The following is an 18360-nucleotide window of genomic DNA, read 5'->3' on the forward strand; positions in this document are numbered from 1 at the left end:
TTTCCCTGAAACAATAATGCCCGGTTTACCCGGGCATTATTGTTATGAAGAAAGAAAAATTTTATGGAGAGAGAAAAATTACTCTTCTTCGTTGTGCAGTACTGCCCACGCTTGAGCACATTTCACCGCACGCTTCCAACCTTTATAACGGCGTTGACGCTTCTCTTCATCATGATGCGGTTTAAAGCTGCGATCGATTTCCGCTTTGCCTTGCAGCTCTTCCAAACCATCCCAGAAACCAACAGCCAGACCGGCGAGGTAAGCTGCACCTAATGCGGTGACTTCTGTGACTTTCGGACGATGCACTTCGGTATCCAATACATCCGCTTGGAACTGCATCAGGAAGTTGTTGGCGACCGCACCACCATCGACACGCAGCGCAGAAAGCTTGATGCCCGAATCGGCTTGCATCGCATCCAGCACATCACGCGTTTGGTAAGCGATACTTTCCAGTGTTGCGCGAATAATGTGGTTAGAGTTCACACCGCGGGTTAAGCCGACAATTGTGCCACGCGCATACGCGTCCCAGTACGGAGCGCCTAAACCCGTAAAGGCTGGCACCACATACACCCCATTGGAGGTATCCACTTTGGTGGCGAAGTACTCAGAGTCACGAGCATCGGAAATCAGTTTCAGCTCATCACGCAGCCATTGAATGGATGCACCGCCCATAAACACCGCCCCTTCCAGTGCATAAGCCGGTTCACCGCGTGGGCCACACGCTAGCGTGGTCAGCAAGCCGTTGTGCGAGGTCACTTTTTCCTGTCCTGTGTTCATTAGCAAGAAGCAACCCGTACCGTAGGTGTTTTTCGCTTGTCCCGCTTGCACACACATTTGGCCGTACAGCGCCGCTTGTTGGTCACCGGCAATCCCCGCGATTGGAATACGCGTACCGCCTTTACCACCAATGTTGGTTTGACCGTACACTTCAGACGATTTTTTCACTTCCGGCATCATGGAGAGCGGGATATTAAATTCGGCGAGGATCTTTTCATCCCACTGCAAGGTGTTGATGTTGAACAGCATAGTACGGGATGCGTTGGTGTAATCGGTCACATGCACACGGCCTTGAGTCATTTTCCACACTAGCCATGTATCAACCGTACCAAACAGCAGTTGTCCTGCTTCAGCTTGCTCGCGTGCGCCTTCGACATTGTCCAGAATCCATTTAATTTTGGTACCTGAGAAGTAAGGGTCGAGCACCAAACCAGTATTGTCGCGAATGTAACTTTCTAAACCGCGCGCTTTCAGCTCTTCACAAATGGCAGCAGTACGGCGACATTGCCAAACAATCGCGTTGTAGACAGGCTTACCCGTCTCTTTATTCCACACTACCGTGGTTTCACGTTGGTTGGTAATACCGATAGCGGCAACTTCATCACTGCGAATACCCGCTTTGCCCAGCGCTTCAACCAATGTTGAGCTTTGCGTAGCGTAGATTTCCATTGGATCGTGTTCCACCCACCCGGCTTGCGGGTAGATTTGGGTAAACTCACGCTGAGAAACGCTCACGATGTTCGCATCATGGTCTAACACCACGGCACGAGAGCTGGTAGTACCTTGATCGAGAGCGACGACGTATTTTTGCTCAGTCATGTTCTATTCCTTATGGTTTCACGTTCTTGCTTTACCCCAGCATGGCGATCACACCGAATCGCTGGAGTAGTCTCTATTGTTATTGAATATACTTTTGTTAAGTTTAACCCGCTGCTATGCGCGCGCTTCTTCACTCTCTTCTGCCGTGTCACATTGGTTCGGAATAGTGCAACCCGTCCCCGTTTTTGGCAGATAAGCCGCGATAAACTTTGGATATGCCCACGCGCCAAAACATGCGCCCAGAATCGGAGCCACAATCGGTACGATGAAGTAAGGGATCTCTTTTGCGCCAGTTAGGGCGAAATCCCATCCCGCGAAGTAGGCAAACAGTTTAGGACCGAAATCACGCGCAGGATTCATGGCAAAGCCTGTCAATGGACCTAATGAGCCACCAATCACCGCAATCAAAATACCGATTAGCAAGGGGTTCATCGCATTGCGATGCGCGCCATTGTTTTCATCACCCAACGCCAAAATCGCGAACATCAGTACCGCTGTAATGGTGAACTCAACGGCCATGGCTCCCATAAAAGAGAGAGAAGCATGCGGATAAGTTGAGAAGATCCCCGCTGTCGCTAAGGCTTCTTGGCTGCTGCGTACAAAATTGTGGGCGACTTCGTAGTCGGTAAAAAGGTTGCTGTACAAGCTGTAGACCAGTGCCGCCGCACAAAACGCACCAGCCACTTGCGAAACGATGTAAGGTAACACTTTCGCTTTATCAAAGCCGTGGAAAGCGGCCAGAGCGATAGTGACGGCAGGGTTAATGTGCGCGCCAGAAACCCCAGCCGTACAATAAATGGCAATCGATACGCCAAAACCCCAGACAATGCTGATTTCCCACTGTCCGAATTGAGCACCTGCTAAAACGAGTGCGGCCACGCAGCCGACGCCGAAGAAAATCAGTAATCCTGTACCGATAAACTCGGCGATACACTGCCCGAGCAGAGTATGTTGCTTTGTTTGGTTCATAGTTCAGAGTCCTTTTTATTATCTTGCTACCAGAGCCGTATCGAACAGCAATCCACACCCGTTATACTTAGAAAGTCAGCATAAATATCTGCAGTCTCACTATTTTTCGGTTTATATTGTGGTCGCCGCCTACACCCGTCGGCTCTAATCGCATCATGACATAGCCGTTATTGGATGAACAATCTCACTGTTCGCGGTGAATCTGGCACAAAAATATCACCTCGAAAACAAACGACCGCAATTAATGAGTGTTCGAGCACAATTTTGTTATTAACAAATTCGTTTTTTGTTAAACAACGCATCTTTTTTCTCTCTCTTCTCCGATGTCTGAAAATGGCTAATCTTTTGGTTTAGCAATCACTAAATCATGAGTGCAAGCCAGATTTAACGCACGATCGCGCTAAAAAATCGACAGATATTCCCTTATTAAGTCACGAACATATTCACTCAAACGAACATTAAATGTGTCATACATGTTACAAACAGTGTTAATCATCAATAAGTGAATCGCATAAAATTACGCCACTGAAAGGTTCCATCCACTTCTATCCGCTATTTAATGCTCGTTCGCGCTTTTGTGAGCAAAACAACGAACATGAAATGAAAATAATGGCACACTAACCGTATGTGTTTTGATTGCATAAGGTTGAGCTCATGACGGCTTATCAAAGAATGGAAACCGACGTGGTCATCATTGGCGGCGGCGCAACAGGAACCGGAATCTTGCGCGACTGCGCATTGCGCGGATTGCGCTGTATTCTGGTTGAAAAAGATGACATTGCCGCGGGCACCACAGGTCGCAATCATGGTTTGCTGCACTCCGGCGCTCGTTACGCGGTCACTGACTCTGAGTCGGCACGCGAGTGTATCCAAGAGAACAAAATTCTGAAATCCATCGCGCGCCACTGCGTTGAAGCCACCGATGGTTTGTTTATCACTCTGCCAGAAGATGATTTAGGCTTTCAGGAGTCGTTTATTCACGCCTGCAGTGATGCAGGGATTGAAACGCAGCGCTTAACACCTAAAGAAGCCTTGTTACTTGAGCCGAATGTCAACCCTGCTTTGATTGGCGCGGTGAAAGTGCCTGACGGTACGCTCGACCCTTTTCGCCTGTGTGCGGCCAATGTGCTGGATGCCAAAGAACATGGCGCGCGAATGTTTAACCGCACTATTGTGACCCAGTTGATCCGTGAGGGAGATACCGTGCTTGGCGTGCGTTGCCAGCATTTAGGCAGTGGCGCTAAGTTTGATATTTTCGCCCAGCAAGTGATTAATGCGGCAGGTATTTGGGGACAAAACATCTGCGAATACGCGGACCTCAACATCAAGATGTTCCCCGCCAAAGGCTCGCTGCTGATCTTGGATTACCGCATTAATAATCTGGTGATTAACCGCTGCCGTAAGCCATCCGATGCGGACATTTTGGTTCCCGGCGATACCATTTCGCTGATTGGCACCACATCCGAACACATTGATTATGATCAGATCGATAATCTGCATGTCACTGAACGTGAAGTGGATATTTTGCTCGCCGAGGGCGCCAAACTTGCCCCGATCATGGCCAACACTCGTGTATTGCGCGCGTATGCGGGCGTTCGTCCACTGGTCGCGGTGGATGATGATGGCAGTGGCCGCAATATCAGTCGTGGCATTGTTTTGCTGGATCACGAGCAGCGTGACGGCTTGAAAGGCTTCACCACCATTACCGGTGGCAAACTGATGACTTATCGTTTGATGGCCGAGTGGGCCACCGATCTGGTCGCCAAAAAACTTGGCAATACCCAAAGTTGCCAAACGCACCTGCGCCCTTTACCAGGATCTCAGCAAGCGCCAAAAGCACTCAAAAAAACTGCCAGTATCGCCAAACCGGTTTATGAATCCGCCATTTATCGCCACGGTGAGCGTGCTGCGAGCTTTTTAGCCGACGATGCGAAAAGCCAAGCGGTGATCTGCGAGTGCGAAATGGTCACCGCCGGTGAAATCGAATACGCCATCAAGCAGTTGGATGTGAATAATTTGGTCGACCTACGACGCCGTACTCGTTTGGGTATGGGGCCTTGTCAGGGTGAGCTGTGTAGCTATCGCGCAGCCAGTCTGTTTAGTGAATACGGGCAAGTTTCGGGTTGCCAATCGAGCCACTTATTGGTCGATTTTCTGGAAGAGCGCTGGAAAGGCATCAAACCGATTTTCTGGGGCGATGCGCTACGCGAAGCAGAATTTAGCTACTGGATTTACGAAGGCTTGCTCGGTGCAAGCGATTTACCTTCCTTCGACTCAGCCACGGAGAAACAACAATGATGCATTATGATGTGGCCGTCATCGGTGGCGGAATTGCCGGATACAGCGCCGCCCTGCGCGCACTGCAAGCCGGAAAAAAAGTGGTGTTAATCAACCAAGGGCAAAGTGCGCTGCATTTTTCTTCCGGCTCGATTGATGTGCTTGGCCGTTTGCCGGATGGCAGCGTAGTGAATCAGCCGTTTGACGCACTTTCAGCTTTACAACAGCAAGCACCAGAGCACCCTTACAGCAAAGTCGGACGCAAAAACAGCGAAAAAGGTTTGATGTGGTTCAAACGTACTTTAGACAGTGCACACGTCCCTTTGCATCACGAACCCGATGGGGCCAACCACTGGCGCATTACCCCACTTGGTACCCTAAAAAATACTTGGCTGTCACAGCCTTTTGTTTACCCTTATCGTGGTAATGCCGATTTTTCACGCATTATGATTGTTGCGATTGACGGCTATCGCGATTTTCAACCTGCGATGCTGCGCGATAACCTCGCTCAGCGCCCTGAGCTTGCTAACATGCCGATACTCACGGTGAATGTTTCTATCCCCGGCTTTGAAGGGTTCAGACGTAATCCTAACGAGCTGCGCTCGATTGATATTGCGCGTTTGCTGCGCCAAGAGTCGGTGTGGAATGCATTGTGCGATCAGCTGATGCGCGTTGCGCGTGCTGATGATCTGGTGATCATGCCTGCCATCATGGGCAACGGTGATGGTTTGCATTTGATGAGCAAACTCCAACAGGTAACCCAACTACGCTTTCATGAAGTGCCGACTATGCCCCCATCACTGCTCGGGATCCGCATTGAAGAAGCGCTGCATCGTAGTTTCATCCAAGGTGGCGGCGTGCAACTCAAGGGAGACAAAGTGATTGGTGGCGATTTTGCAGGCTCTCGCCTCACTGCTATTCATACTCAAAATCTGCGCGATTTTCCGATCAGTGCTGAGCACTATGTGATAGCGACTGGCAGTTACTTCAGCCAAGGATTACAAGCCTCACAACATGCGATTCAAGAGCCGATCTTTGCGCTGGACGTCCAGCAAAACCCTGACCGCGCTCAGTGGCGACATGCCCAATTTATCGCCGCACAATCACACCCGTTTATGACTTTCGGCGTCACTACCGATGCCAATTTGCATCCGTCACGCCAAGGCAAAACCATTGACAATCTATGGTGTTGCGGCGCAATGCTCAGTGGGTACGACCCCGTGTTTGAAGGCTGTGGCGGAGGCGTAGCGATTGCGACCGCTTATCATGCCGTGGAACAGATCCTTGCGACTTATGCGCAAACCAAACAACCGGAGGTGCTGTTATGAACCATGCCTTTATTCACTCTGCACCGCAAAATACCACCTTTGATCAATGCATCAAATGCACGGTGTGCACTGTGTATTGCCCCGTTGCCAAAGCCAACCCAAACTATCCCGGCCCCAAACAGTGTGGCCCAGATGGTGAGCGTTTACGGATCAAAAGTGCCGAATATTATGATGACGCGCTCAAGCTGTGTACCAACTGCAAACGCTGTGAAACCGCCTGCCCTTCAGGCGTCAAAATTGGCGATATGATCGCCGTGGCGCGTGGCAAATACGGCAAAAAGCCACTCAACCCTAAATTGGTGCGTGATTTTGTACTCAGCCACACCGACTTATTTGGCTCGATCGCCACGCCGTTTGCGCCACTCGTCAACGCCGCAACCTCGTTGCCGTTGGTGAAAAAGCTGATGCACAAAACCATTGGCGTGCATGACCATAAAACCTTGCCCAAATATTCGCACGGCACGTTCCGCCGCTGGTTTAAACAAAACTGCACCAGCCAGCCGCTCTACCAAAGACAAGTGGCTTATTTCCATGGTTGCTACGTGAACTATAACCACCCGCAACTGGGTAAAGACTTTGTGCGAGTGATGAACGCGATGAACATAGGCGTGCGTTTGCTTGATAGCGAAAAGTGTTGCGGTGTGCCCCTGATCGCCAACGGTTTTCACAACAAAGCGCGTAAAAACGCGCTACACAACGTCAAACACCTTACGGCTATGGTCAATGATTACCATGCGCCAGTGCTTTCCACCTCTTCCACCTGTTCATTTACTTTGCAACAAGAGTACCCACATGTACTGGGCGTGGATAACAGCCAAGTGGTGGATCAAATTCATTATGTGACGCGTTTTCTGCTCAAAGAGTTTATGAGCGGTAACGCGCCGAAGATGAAACCCGTGCACAAAAAAGTGGTGTATCACACCCCTTGCCATTTAGAGCGCAGTGGTAATGTGATGTTTACGATTGAGCTGCTGAAAATGATCCCCGGCTTAGAGCTGGTGGTCCTCGACAGTGAGTGTTGTGGCCTAGCCGGTACCTATGGTTTTAAAGAAGAGAACTACGAGGTATCGAAGAAAATTGGTTCGCATCTGTTTGATGCGATTCAAACCTCTGATGCCGATTATGCGGTGACCGATTGCGAAACCTGTAAGTGGCAAATCGAAGAAAACGCGCATTTGGAAACCATTCATCCGGTGAGTTTACTGGCGATGGCGCTAATCGATGAGCCTCGTGCTTGAGCGTGAATAGCCACTTCCTACTTGAAGCCAAAAGCTGGACGGAAATATTAAACCATCACCACGGCTGAAAGCCGTGGTTTAGGGATGACAGTAAATAGGGCAAGTAAAACTTGCCCTATTCTTATTCCAACGTTCAGAAAATCATTCTGATTGATGACGCTTGCAGTGCTCGATAGCCTTGCTCAACAGATCTAACGCGGTGTGATCACAAGAAGGCAATTGCGCATCACTTTTACCCAGAGGCGTTACCCGCTCACCCCAGCGAATATGACCCGCTCCCCAAGTTAAACCCGCGCCAAAAGCGGCGACCAACAGATCATCATGGGGTTTGATTTTGCCTTGCTCTAACGCTTCGCACAGAGCAATCGGCACCGTAGCCGCGGAGGTATTACCGTAGCGATGAATATTGACAAAGGCTTTGTCTTGCGCGATGCCCGCCAAATCACACAGGGTTTGAATAATGCGGATATTGGCTTGATGCGGGATCACCACATCAATTTCTTCGGTCGATAAGCCGCTACGCGCCAGCACTTGCTGCGCCGCAGCCCCCATGCCACGCACCGCGCGTTTAAAGATCTCTTTACCCACGAAATCAAACGCCCAGTAACCATTGTCTGCATCAAAACGATCCATCGCGGTACCAAACTTAGGCACAGCTAAAATGTCTCGCCCTTGGGCATCACAACCAATTTGCGCATCTTGCAAGCCCACTTTCTGTTCGGTCTTGCTCAATACCACGGCACCTGCGCCATCTCCAAACAGCACAGCAGTGTCACGCTTCGTCCAGTCCAGATAGAAAGAGAGGCGCTCAGCACCAATCACCAAAGCATGGCGATAATGGCTCGCTTGCATCAAGCGTGTCGCGGTTTCTAAGCCATAGAGGAAACCGGTACAGGCGGCGTTGAGATCAAAGGCGGCAGCAGAAGGAATGCCTAAATTTTGCTGCACTTTTGAAGCAATATTGGGAATTAACGAATCCGGTGAACAGGTTGCCACAATAATCAGGTCTATCTCTTCAACGCTGACGCCCGCACAGGCAATGGCATGCTGAGCGGCAACGGTGGCGAGATCGGAAGTATTCACGTGGCTGATCCGACGCTGTTCAATCCCAGTACGTGATTGAATCCACTCATCGGAAGTATCAAGAAAGGTGCTCAAATCGTGATTGGAGAGCGTCGCAGGTGGCAGACATTTACCCCACCCGGTAATTTCGGCATAACATTGAGTCATAAAAATTCCGTCTATGCTGCTTATTGTAATTTGGCGGAGCGCCCCAAGATATTGAGCAACGCCCGTCGCCATTGTCGGCAATGGGCAGAAGTATACGCCGATTTTCGAACCATGGTTAACCATTGAGCTTAAACTGGTAACGAAAGCGCAAAATAAAGAGAGGAAGTCATGTCAACATTCAATACCCGCTGCCCATCTTGCCACAGCCTTAACCGTGTGCCAGAACAGCGCATTGCCGAAAGCCCAAATTGTGGCAAATGCCAAAGTGCACTACTCGATGGCGCACCAATTGAAGGTACCGAAGCCAATTTTTCCGCGCTGCTGCAAAGCGACAAACCTGTCGTCGTCGATTTTTGGGCACCATGGTGTAACCCTTGTGTCGGCTTCGCACCGATTTTTAGTGATGTTGCCGCCGAGCGAAAAGGCCAGATCCGCTGCGTGAAAATTGATACCGAAGCGCAGCAAAACCTTGCTGCACATTTTCAAATTCGCAGTATTCCCACCATTATGGTGTTCAAAAATGGCCAACGCATCGACATGATCAATGGTGCACTGCCAAAATCTCAATTTGACCAATGGTTAAACCAAGCGCTGAGTAAATAATCACATCTTGTAATCCACAATTAAGTTGGCATTTTCGATAAAATTATGCCAACTTAACTGGTACTTTCCCCGCCCTTTTCCTCAACAAGCAAAGTTTATCGTCAAGAACGTTTTTTTTCGTTTTACTCTGCGCACTATTCGTCCCATATTCGCGCCAACTGTTCCTTCTGCTGTTCCCGAGGCCTGCTGTGGAAATCCATTCTTCTGCACCAAACCGCATTGCGGTGCCTGTTATTGCCTTAACTCTGTATGCAATTGCCGCTGGCTACTTAATGAGCCTAGTGCCCTTAATGCTGCCGCATTACCAACTCGAATCTGATTTGGCCAGTTGGTTGGCGAGCGTGTTTTATGCAGGATTATTAGCGGGCGCGCTGGTTGCAGAGCCTTTCGTCAATCGTTTAGGCCACCGTAAAGCCTTTGTATGGTGCTTGAGCTTACTGCAACTGTCGATTGTGGTTATGCCGCTATTGCCCTACGCCAGTGTTTGGCTTTTGGCGCGTTTGGTCGCAGGTATCGCCGTGGCCGGCATTTTTGTGGTGGTGGAATCTTGGTTACTGCATGGCGATGAACAAGGTCGCGCTAAGCGTCTTGGCATTTATATGGTGTCACTCTATGGCGGTACCGCACTCGGACAAATGGCGATTGGCCAATTGGGGGTGGCAGGAGCCGTGCCTTTTATTGCGATCACTACACTACTTTTGATTGCTTCCATGGTGCTGATGTACGTCGATTCGGATCAGCCTTCCACACAGCAAGCCGGCTCACTTTCATTGCGTCAGATTTTCAAGCTCAGTAAAGCGGCGATGATCGGCTGCCTAGTTTCGGGCCTGACATTAGGGGCGATTTACGGTTTGATGCCGGTGGAACTTGCCAACCGTGGCATTAGCCATACCGATCTGGGTAACTTAATGGCGCTGGTGATTTTAGGCGGCATGGCGGTTCAACCTCTGGTGCCTTGGCTGTCTAAATTTTTAGGTCGTACTCTACAGATGGCGCTGTTCTGCTTACTTGGTACGGCAGCCATCACGCTGACCGTGTTCGATGATTCGCTGCTCGTACTGGGCGTTAGCCTATTTATTTTAGGCATGGCGACTTTCGCTCTCTACCCAATCGCGATTAATTTAGGCTGCGATAAATTGGATGCGAGCTACATTGTTTCCGCAACCCAAGTGATGCTACTCAGCTACAGCGTAGGCTCGGTGGTTGGTCCGGTATTGGCCGATTGGTTTATGCAAGATCGCCACGGCTTGATGGCTTACTTGTTTGCCATCCTACTCGCGACTTGTTTGTATATGCTGATCAAAAGCGTCAAAACCAAACGCCAATGGGTGGCGGGCGAGTAACCTTCTTTTAGAGCAAGTTTCTATCACTCAGTGTGAGGGAGAGAAACTTGCCTTTTCCGACCCAAGCTTAATCTAAGCTTCATATTTGCCCCATACAGTCATCATAAACCGAATCATTGATGTCACTGTGAAACCACTCAAACGCTACCAATACGAACGCTACGCCGTTTTGTGCAACCTCGCTTATCCGCGTATTTTTAAGCAGACTCGTTACGGGTTTGATCCTAACGGACAGCGAGTGATCACCAATCAGTTTGGCAAAATCATGATCCGAGTGTTGTGGAGCCGAGCGAGCGATGAAGTGGTCGTTGTGATTAAAGGCTCACACAGCCTCACCGACTGGCTACTCAACTTCGCCCTCTGGACACGTAGCTGCCGCCATTTAGGGCTGCAATACCGCATTCATGCTGGTTTTTATCACTTACTGCATCAAGAGAGCCAACCAAGCCGCAACCATGATACGCTTGGCATGACGGTGATTGAAAAGCTGGAACAGACCCTATTGCCGCTGATTGAACAAGGTAAACGCATTGCAATCACCGGACACTCTTCCGGCGGCGCGATTGGCTGCGTGTTTGCGGACTATTTTGAGCGAAAATATCCACGCACGATCAAGCGAGTCGTCACTTTTGGTCAACCTGCGATCGGGGATTGGCGCTTTCCGAAATACTATGGGCTGGCTCATAAAACCTATCGCATCTGCTGCGATCTGGACATCGTAACCTTCATGCCACCCGTGCCATTTCTGTTCTGGCATGCTGGAAAATTACTCTGGCTGTACAACGGCAGAATTTACGAAAACACACCGACATGGGAGCGTTTAGGGCGTTCGATCATCAGTTGGTTAATTCGACCGTTCTCTTATCACTTGATGAGTAAATACATACGTAATAAAGATTTTTTTGATGAACGCTAGAAAGAGTTTTGTATCAACTACAGAGAAAATAATGGAGGCGCGTCCCGGAGTCGAACCGAGGTTCACGGATTTGCAATCCGCTGCATGGCCACTCTGCCAACGCGCCTAAGTGATGTGTCTTGAGGATGATGGTGCCCCGGGCCGGACTTGAACCGGCACGACTCGAAAGTCGAGGGATTTTAAATCCCTTGTGTCTACCGATTTCACCACCAGGGCAACGCATACTGCGATGGAAGACACCATCTGTTCTAACGAGCTTTGCCGTGAGAACGAGGCGTACTTTAACGGATTGAGATTTCTGGTCAATAAGAAATTTTCATTAATTTAATCAAGTGATTAAAAAGCGATCCATAAAGTACAAATGACACGCACAACGCCTAAAAACCACGCAACCTTAAATGTTAATATGATTCAAAAGCTAACGCTTTTTTCTCGATTTGGCGGAAGATCAGGGTCAGAATACCGTTCACTGCAAGGTAAAATGCCCCGGCAATGCCAAACACTGTTAACGTATCGTAGGTTTGGGCGTTGATGCGCTGTGCGTAGCCCATCAAATCCATAATGGTGATCGTACTAGCCAGCGAAGTGCCTTTAAAGACAAGAATCACTTCGTTGGAATAGGCTGGCACTGCTCTGCGTAATGCATAAGGCAGCAGCACCCGTAGCGTAGCAATTTTATTCATGCCTAACGCGCGGCACGCTTGCCACTGTCCGCTAGGAATGGCGTTAAATGCGCCTTTAAACAGTTGCGTGCTGTACGCCGCCGTGTTGAGCGCCAAAGCCAGCATAGCGCAAAACCAAGGTTGGCTGAGCCATACCCAAAGTACGCTTTCGCGGATCCATTCAAACTGCCCAGGGCCGTAATACACCAAGAAAATTTGCACCAGCAGCGGAGTGCCGGTAAACAAGGTGATCACCGCACGGCTAAACCAATGCACGACGGGCGTGCGCATCACCAAGCTTACAGTCATCAAGAGCGACAATATGCAGCCCACCAGCAGCGAAGCCGCCGTCAGTTGCAAACTGGTGCCTAAGCCTTCAAGCAGTTGCCATAGGTGTTGCTCTTTCATGCGCTGGCTCCTTGGCTATGGCTCATGCCTTGTATCGAAAACTTGTTATCTATCACTTTTACGACGCGCTGCGTGATCAATGTGATCACCAGATACACCGCCGCCGCCGTTGCATACCAAGTAAAGGCTTCATGAGTCGCAGCAGATGCGAGCTGCGCTTGTTTCAGTAGATCTGTCACACCAATCAAAGAAACTAGCGCCGTATCTTTAAGTAGCACCAACCATTGGTTCATTAAGCCGGGAAGTGCATGGCGTACCGCTTGCGGCAGCACAATACGAATAAATGCATGGCTAGGCGGAATTCCTAACGCGCTGGCCGCTTCACGCTGTCCTCTGCCCACGGCTTTGAGCGCGCCGCGCAACGTCTGAGCAGCGTACGAAGCAAAAATCAGCGAGAGCGCAATCACACCAGAGATAAACGGGCTGATCTCAATAAATTCACCAGTGATGAAAAACAGCACTTGGGTCGAGCCAAAGTAGATAAACAGCACCACCAAAAGCTCAGGCAAACCGCGGATCACGGTAACCAACAAGGTGGTTGGCCATTTGATCAATTTCAGTTTTGCCATTTCACCGCCAGCAAACACCAGTGCCAGCAGTAAACCGACCAGCAAGCTGGCCAACGCAATTTGCAGCGTCATCCAGCTTGCTTGTACCAGTGATAAAGAGTAGCCCGTTAACACCATCTTAGTTTCCGAAGTACTTATTGAAGATCGCGGCGTATTCGCCATTTTCTTTCACGGCTTCCAACGCGGCGTTCAGTTGATCAAGCAGCGCTTGGTTATCTTTATTCACCGCAATACCAAAACCATTGCCAAAGTATTGTGGATTGGTCACTCGCTCACCAACATACTCCAGCTTGTTGTCGCCTTTAAACCATTCAGCCACAACCGCGGTATCTCCGAACACCGAATCAATACGGCCATTTTTCATATCGATAAACGCATCTTGGTAGCTTGAGTATGGTACCGCGACAACATCAGAACGTTGCTCTAACAAAAAGCTTTGGTGAGTAGTACCATTTTGCACACCAACACGTTTGCCTTTCAGCGCTGCTTGATCCGCCACTTTGCCCGCCAGAGAAACGAAGTCGGCTGAGTTGTCGTAGTACGGATTGGAGAAATTCACCTGCTCTAAACGCGCTTCGGTAATGTCCATTGCCGAAATGGCGGCATCATAACGTTTGAATTTCAGTGCTGGGATCAAACTGTCAAACGCTTGGTTGTGGAAGCTACATTTCGCTTCAAGTTGCTTACACAGCGCATTCGCTAAATCCACATCAAAACCTTGGATTTGGTTGTTCTCATCCATGTATTCGAACGGCGCGTAAGTCGCTTCCATCACAAACTTGATCTCTTGTTGCGCAACTGCGCTAGCAGAAACCAAACCAATCAAAGACGCGAGTAGGATCTTTTTCATTGCAATACTCCATGTGTTCTGCGAAATCTGGCGCATCACTGGCCAGAATCTGTGGGCTAATATCGGTTTAACCTTGCGACTTGCCGCTGCATCGGTGTTGACTACCGGCAACTTCTCGTCGTTTGGGCATAACTTAATGTTTTAAATAATCGGCAAACTGCTGAGTCTGCGGATGAGTAAAGGAGGCGTGCGTGCCGTGTTCAACAATGCGCCCTTTTTCGAGGTAGAGCACATGGCTGGCGATTTTCTTGGCAAAGTCGACTTCATGAGTCACCACCACTTGCGTGATCCCTGTTCCACTTAACTCTTTGATAATTTTCACAACTTGATTGGTGATCTCAGGATCCAGAGCCGCTGTCGGCTCATCAAACAGCAGTACATCAGGCTTCATCATCAGTGCACGCGCAATCGCCACTCGCTGCTGCTGGCCACCCGAGAGTTGTAGCGGCCACGCATCGGCTTTATCTGCCAGTTGCAACGTTTTCAGGATCTCGATGGCTTGCTGTTTGGCTTGCGATTTCGCCATACCTGCGACTTTCACCGGGGCTTCCACCAGATTTTCCAGCACAGTCATATGCGGCCATAGATGGTATTGCTGAAACACCATGCCCACTTTGCGACGTAGTGCTAAGCCTTGCTGCTCGGTCGGATGCGTTGAGAAATCAAACGATTGATTGGCGATATGCAGTTGGCCATTATCGGCCGTTTCAAGAAGATTGAGCACACGCAGCAGTGAACTTTTACCCGCTCCACTTGGCCCAAGTAGCACTAAAGTTTCACCACTCGCACATTCAAAGTGGATGTCGTGCAGCACCTGAGTGGTGCCATAAGACTTGTTAATTCCGTTAACTCGAATACTCATGCTGACATACTGCATTAATTATCATCTGGCGTTCATACTACTACGAACGTATTTTTATGCAATAAAAATGTATAAAAACCAAAAGCACAGACTGTTTGTATAAAAAAACGCCATAAGAATAGCAAAAACGACTGGTTAAACCACAATCAAATGCATAAATCGTGATATTGCCAAACTACTTGCCACTTCCAGTCGTTGGGTATGAAGCATTCAAGTTACCACTTCTTCATTAGCCGCCCAACCAAGCTCGGATGATAGCTCCAGCAGTGATCAAACATACTCATCAACTGCGGGTTGCCATATTTTGATAGGCTGATGGCATGAAAGCGGTTTTTGCGCGTTTTGAGTTCCGCCACTTGCGCCAGCAGCTCGTCACTTTGTTTGGGTGCAATGAAATCCGACATCACAACCAAATCGCCATTGCGATACTTATCACTGCTCATCAGTTCAATAGATTTGAGGAGCACGGGCTCAAAATCTGTACCACCATGAAACGAATAACTTAAGAAGTCACTCGCTTCGCGCAGTCCATCTTGGCGAGTCAATTCGTAGGTGATGAACTCGGAAGAAAACAGCATCACATAACAATCACGATCTTCTGCCAACGCAATTTGCATCAGCGCGTAAGCCATGGCTTTGGCACACTGCTCGGGAAAGCCACTCATGGATCCTGAGGCATCAATACAGAGAATGAACGGCCCTTTTTCGATATCAACCTGTTTGTTGTCAGGACGATGGGCTCGCACCTTACGCAGAGTGCGTGATTTACCCTGCATGCGATAGTTCATTAACCGTTTATCGACCAAGTGCTTATAAAACACCACTTCCAGCTCTGGATAAGCTAAAAACATGGTTTCGTTGGGCAGTAGCTTATTCAAATCGTCACTTTCGTGGATACCCACAATGTCATCGGTCGCTTCATCTGAACGCTCTTCGACCATTTGCATCTCTTCAGCGGGCGCACGATTTAGGTCCGGATCGTCAACCTGGCCAGCCATTCGCCCCAGCTGCTCGGCGATTTCCTGCATGCCTTTGTGTTTTTTGAGAAACTCAGCGTAACGCTTCATAACCGTGAGATCATTGCGGCTCAATTTCGCTGCCGCCATATCCCAAAGTCGGCCGACGATCGCTTCATCACCCGCTTCAGTGACCTTATCTATATTGCGCATGGTTTCCATACGCTGATAGAGATCAGCCAACATACGCTCTTTGTTGGCTTTAAGTTCGATCACCTGCGCTTGGCGAATCGCATCAGACAGTGATTTATACCACTGATCACAAAAGAAATGAGGGAACATGGGGTTATGATGCAGCTTCTCTTTTTCGAGCAAGCGGCGCGCTTCTAAATAGAATGCGGAGTCCCATTCCAGTTTCTTCACCACGTCTGGGACTTGCGTAAAAAACGTCTCTTCATCCCAGTGAATCACTTCTTGGTAGAGGGCCAACTCACGTTGGAATCGTTCGGTTTCACACACTTTGGTCATACGACGACGAACGCTGGTGCGCCACTTAATCAGATGATTTTTCACTGACGTGCCCACACCACGGTTTTCCGCCATCATCATCACTTGGGAACGCGCAACCAAGTCATTGACGGCGGTATCAATCAAGCCAGATTCTGCTATGGCAACAACCAGATTAAATGCATCCGCCCCTAACATAATGACACCTAAGAAAAAAATTGGTTGAGGTTACGAATGCGCATCACATTACGCTCGCATTCAACTTGAGTGGCATCCAACTGCTGCTGCAGCTCATGCAAGGTCGCTTGCATTGCCGTCGGCAATTCAGGGTCGATAAAGCTATGCGGCAGCGCATCGTGAAATTTGAGGCGCACTTTACGTAAATGGTGCTCCGCATGAGTGAGCTGCGCCATGGCTTGATCCGCTTTCGCCAGCCAATTCTGATACAGCGACTCATCTAAACCTTGTTTGGTAACCATCGCCAGAAGTACGGAGCGGTTGGCAATATCTTTACTCACCAGATTGTTACTGGCATCGAGATCAAAGCGTAAGCGACATAGATTGGTGTTTTGGTTCACATAGCCATAAGCTTCGCCGTGCCCTTCTTTGATCACGCGCTCTAACTCACTTTTCTGTACGTAAATCCAACGGCTATCGCCTTTCTCACCTTCAGAAACCGACATATTGCTCTGCAATAACACCAGCTTAATCAAATCAGGCGTCATGCCCACTTTGTAAATTTTGGCATCAGACAGGTCATATTGATGATGAACTTGTTTTTTGATTAAGCCATTGGTGGTTTCCAGTGACAGCACCATGGCAAACTCAGACTCTAGCTCTTCTTGAATTTGGGCAAGCTCAAGTCGACATACATCGAGCTGTTGCTCAACTTCTGCTTGGTCAAAGGCGTACCGCAGCGCAAATTCGCGGATCACCTCATGCACCACATCATGCGATTCTGGGGTATTCCACAAGCAGTTTTGCAGCAGCAGTAGATCTAACGGGTTAATCTCATCACGGCCATTAAAAAATGCACTGGCTTTCAAAAGTTTGGCCGCTTTTTTCCAACGACGGTCAGACACATACATCTCTAAATCTGAACCCGCGCTCTCTTTTGAGCGCTCTTCAACCATAGTTTTCAACTGGTAGAGTTTTTCGAAAACGTCATCACTGAGTTCAAGCTTATCCAGTTGCTGCTGCCATTGGTGATACTCTTCATCGGTGATCGCCAACCCTGCTGGAATTTGCGCTTCTTGCGCTGTACCAACGGTAAGCATGGATTTGAAATTTTGTTTGTTTTGAATTCGATTTACAAAAATTCGTACCAACATACGGTCATAGAGTGCTTCGAGGCCGCTGTCTTCGTCTGGGAGTTCATTGGAGGCCGTCACCAAGAGGCGCATCGGTACGCGCTCAATATCGCTACCATTTTTGAAGGTTTTCTCGTTGACAACCGTTAGTAAGGTGTTGAGGATGGCAGGCCCTGCCTTCCAGATTTCATCCAAGAACACGACCTGTGCGGTAGGCAAATAACCCTGGGTAAGGCGCACATAGCGACCATTGTCTTTCAATTCTTGAATACTCAGCGGCCCAAACACCTCTTCGGGGGTTGAAAAACGAGTCATCAGGTATTCAAAATAGCTTCTGTTATCAAATGCTTGAATCAAACGCTTAGCGATAAGGCTTTTAGCGATACCCGGTGGGCCGAGCAAAAACACACTTTCACCAGCCAACGCGGTCAATAAACAGAGCTTAATGGTATTTTCACGCTCATACACGCCATCAGAGAGCGCCTTGGCCAGCTTATTGATTCGCTCTGAAAGCAGCGCTTTGCGCGCATGTGAGCTATGGGTGGGTTGCAGCATCTCTTGATTCCTCAGACAAAGCCCAAATTGGGTAATATTGTTTCAATAAGAAGCACTGTTTCGATAAACAACGACTCTATAAACAATGGCTCTATAAACAATAGTTTCAATAAACAATTACTTTATACAATTGTTGTCGATTTGTTACAAAGTGTATTTTTTGTTTTATGCATCCTTATAA

15 protein-coding genes and 2 tRNA genes are annotated in these 18360 nt (G+C 48.9%); 6 read left to right on the top strand and 11 right to left on the bottom strand.

Annotated features, from left to right (window positions below; genetic code table 11):
- Positions 1-78 precede the first annotated feature (78 nt).
- On the bottom strand, positions 79-1596 hold the full coding sequence (glpK, locus tag R4537_RS03680) for a glycerol kinase GlpK (protein ID WP_000139392.1): 1518 nt from the start codon (positions 1594-1596) through the stop codon (positions 79-81).
- A 114-nt stretch (positions 1597-1710) separates the two neighbouring features.
- Positions 1711-2565, bottom strand: a complete 855-nt coding sequence (locus R4537_RS03685) for an MIP/aquaporin family protein (protein ID WP_071178793.1) — start codon at positions 2563-2565, stop codon at positions 1711-1713.
- A gap of 654 nt (positions 2566-3219) precedes the next feature.
- Between R4537_RS03685 and glpA the strand changes: the two genes are divergently transcribed.
- The 3 genes from glpA to glpC are packed head-to-tail and all read left to right on the top strand — an operon-like array spanning position 3220 to position 7408.
- Positions 3220-4863 carry an anaerobic glycerol-3-phosphate dehydrogenase subunit A gene (gene glpA, locus R4537_RS03690; protein ID WP_001888033.1) on the top strand — a complete coding sequence of 548 codons (1644 nt, stop codon included), beginning with the start codon at positions 3220-3222 and terminating at the stop codon, positions 4861-4863.
- A complete protein-coding gene (glpB, locus tag R4537_RS03695) occupies positions 4860-6170 on the top strand; it encodes a glycerol-3-phosphate dehydrogenase subunit GlpB (RefSeq protein ID WP_071178794.1) in 1311 nt (436 codons plus the stop codon). Before glpA ends, glpB begins: the two co-directional genes overlap by 4 nt.
- Entirely contained in the window at positions 6167-7408 is a 1242-nt protein-coding gene (gene glpC, locus R4537_RS03700) for an anaerobic glycerol-3-phosphate dehydrogenase subunit GlpC (protein ID WP_001014992.1), read from the top strand. The genes glpB and glpC overlap by 4 nt, the downstream gene beginning before the upstream one ends.
- A gap of 141 nt (positions 7409-7549) precedes the next feature.
- Here glpC and R4537_RS03705 read toward each other — a convergent pair whose 3' ends face one another.
- Positions 7550-8638: a ketoacyl-ACP synthase III gene (locus R4537_RS03705; protein WP_000189733.1), complete on the bottom strand. Its 1089-nt coding sequence runs from the start codon at positions 8636-8638 to the stop codon at positions 7550-7552.
- 168 nt (positions 8639-8806) lie between these two features.
- Here R4537_RS03705 and trxC point away from each other — a divergent pair, with 168 nt between their 5' ends.
- The 3 genes from trxC to R4537_RS03720 all read left to right on the top strand — a co-directional run bounded on the left by trxC (position 8807) and on the right by R4537_RS03720 (position 11500).
- Complete coding sequence (trxC, locus tag R4537_RS03710) at positions 8807-9241, top strand: thioredoxin TrxC (protein ID WP_071178795.1); 435 nt, start codon at positions 8807-8809, stop codon at positions 9239-9241.
- A gap of 188 nt (positions 9242-9429) precedes the next feature.
- Positions 9430-10584 (top strand): MFS transporter, encoded by a 1155-nt coding sequence (locus R4537_RS03715; protein WP_071178796.1) that lies wholly within the window; start codon positions 9430-9432, stop codon positions 10582-10584.
- 127 nt (positions 10585-10711) lie between these two features.
- Entirely contained in the window at positions 10712-11500 is a 789-nt protein-coding gene (locus R4537_RS03720) for a lipase family protein (RefSeq protein WP_071178797.1), read from the top strand.
- Positions 11501-11532: 32 nt separating this feature from the next.
- On the opposite strand, the gene R4537_RS03725 is transcribed toward R4537_RS03720, so the two are convergent.
- The 8 genes from R4537_RS03725 to R4537_RS03760 form a co-directional block, all read right to left on the bottom strand.
- Positions 11533-11606, bottom strand: a tRNA-Cys gene (locus tag R4537_RS03725).
- A gap of 23 nt (positions 11607-11629) precedes the next feature.
- A tRNA-Leu gene (locus R4537_RS03730) sits at positions 11630-11716 on the bottom strand.
- A 185-nt stretch (positions 11717-11901) separates the two neighbouring features.
- Positions 11902-12570, bottom strand: a complete 669-nt coding sequence (gene artM, locus R4537_RS03735; protein WP_029627628.1) for an arginine ABC transporter permease ArtM — start codon at positions 12568-12570, stop codon at positions 11902-11904.
- Positions 12567-13256, bottom strand: a complete 690-nt coding sequence (gene artQ, locus R4537_RS03740; protein WP_071178798.1) for an arginine ABC transporter permease ArtQ — start codon at positions 13254-13256, stop codon at positions 12567-12569. The genes artM and artQ overlap by 4 nt, the downstream gene beginning before the upstream one ends.
- 1 nt (position 13257) lies before the next feature.
- On the bottom strand, positions 13258-13989 hold the full coding sequence (locus tag R4537_RS03745) for an arginine ABC transporter substrate-binding protein (RefSeq protein WP_071178799.1): 732 nt from the start codon (positions 13987-13989) through the stop codon (positions 13258-13260).
- Positions 13990-14122: 133 nt separating this feature from the next.
- A complete protein-coding gene (gene artP, locus R4537_RS03750; RefSeq protein ID WP_001925350.1) occupies positions 14123-14851 on the bottom strand; it encodes an arginine ABC transporter ATP-binding protein ArtP in 729 nt (242 codons plus the stop codon).
- A gap of 215 nt (positions 14852-15066) precedes the next feature.
- Positions 15067-16512, bottom strand: coding sequence for an ATPase RavA stimulator ViaA (gene viaA, locus R4537_RS03755; RefSeq protein WP_071178800.1), 1446 nt, complete (start codon positions 16510-16512; stop codon positions 15067-15069).
- Between the two features lie 8 nt (positions 16513-16520).
- Positions 16521-18179: an ATPase RavA domain-containing protein gene (locus R4537_RS03760; protein WP_071178801.1), complete on the bottom strand. Its 1659-nt coding sequence runs from the start codon at positions 18177-18179 to the stop codon at positions 16521-16523.
- Positions 18180-18360: the final 181 nt, after the last annotated feature.

Source organism: Vibrio paracholerae (genome assembly GCF_037672085.1).
In the GTDB taxonomy this organism is placed as follows: Bacteria; Pseudomonadota; Gammaproteobacteria; order Enterobacterales; family Vibrionaceae; genus Vibrio; species Vibrio cholerae.

Excerpts from the sequence above, each read along its gene's own strand:
- glpK (WP_000139392.1), bottom strand. The coding sequence starts at position 1,596 with ATGACTGAGCAAAAATACGTCGTCGCTCTCGATCAAGGTACTACCAGC.
- R4537_RS03685 (WP_071178793.1), bottom strand. The coding sequence starts at position 2,565 with ATGAACCAAACAAAGCAACATACTCTGCTCGGGCAGTGTATCGCCGAG.
- glpA (WP_001888033.1), top strand. The coding sequence starts at position 3,220 with ATGACGGCTTATCAAAGAATGGAAACCGACGTGGTCATCATTGGCGGC.
- glpB (WP_071178794.1), top strand. The coding sequence starts at position 4,860 with ATGATGCATTATGATGTGGCCGTCATCGGTGGCGGAATTGCCGGATAC.
- glpC (WP_001014992.1), top strand. The coding sequence starts at position 6,167 with ATGAACCATGCCTTTATTCACTCTGCACCGCAAAATACCACCTTTGAT.
- R4537_RS03705 (WP_000189733.1), bottom strand. The coding sequence starts at position 8,638 with ATGACTCAATGTTATGCCGAAATTACCGGGTGGGGTAAATGTCTGCCA.
- trxC (WP_071178795.1), top strand. The coding sequence starts at position 8,807 with ATGTCAACATTCAATACCCGCTGCCCATCTTGCCACAGCCTTAACCGT.
- artM (WP_029627628.1), bottom strand. The coding sequence starts at position 12,570 with ATGAAAGAGCAACACCTATGGCAACTGCTTGAAGGCTTAGGCACCAGT.
- artQ (WP_071178798.1), bottom strand. The coding sequence starts at position 13,256 with ATGGTGTTAACGGGCTACTCTTTATCACTGGTACAAGCAAGCTGGATG.
- R4537_RS03745 (WP_071178799.1), bottom strand. The coding sequence starts at position 13,989 with ATGAAAAAGATCCTACTCGCGTCTTTGATTGGTTTGGTTTCTGCTAGC.
- artP (WP_001925350.1), bottom strand. The coding sequence starts at position 14,851 with ATGAGTATTCGAGTTAACGGAATTAACAAGTCTTATGGCACCACTCAG.
- viaA (WP_071178800.1), bottom strand. The coding sequence starts at position 16,512 with ATGTTAGGGGCGGATGCATTTAATCTGGTTGTTGCCATAGCAGAATCT.
- R4537_RS03760 (WP_071178801.1), bottom strand. The coding sequence starts at position 18,179 with ATGCTGCAACCCACCCATAGCTCACATGCGCGCAAAGCGCTGCTTTCA.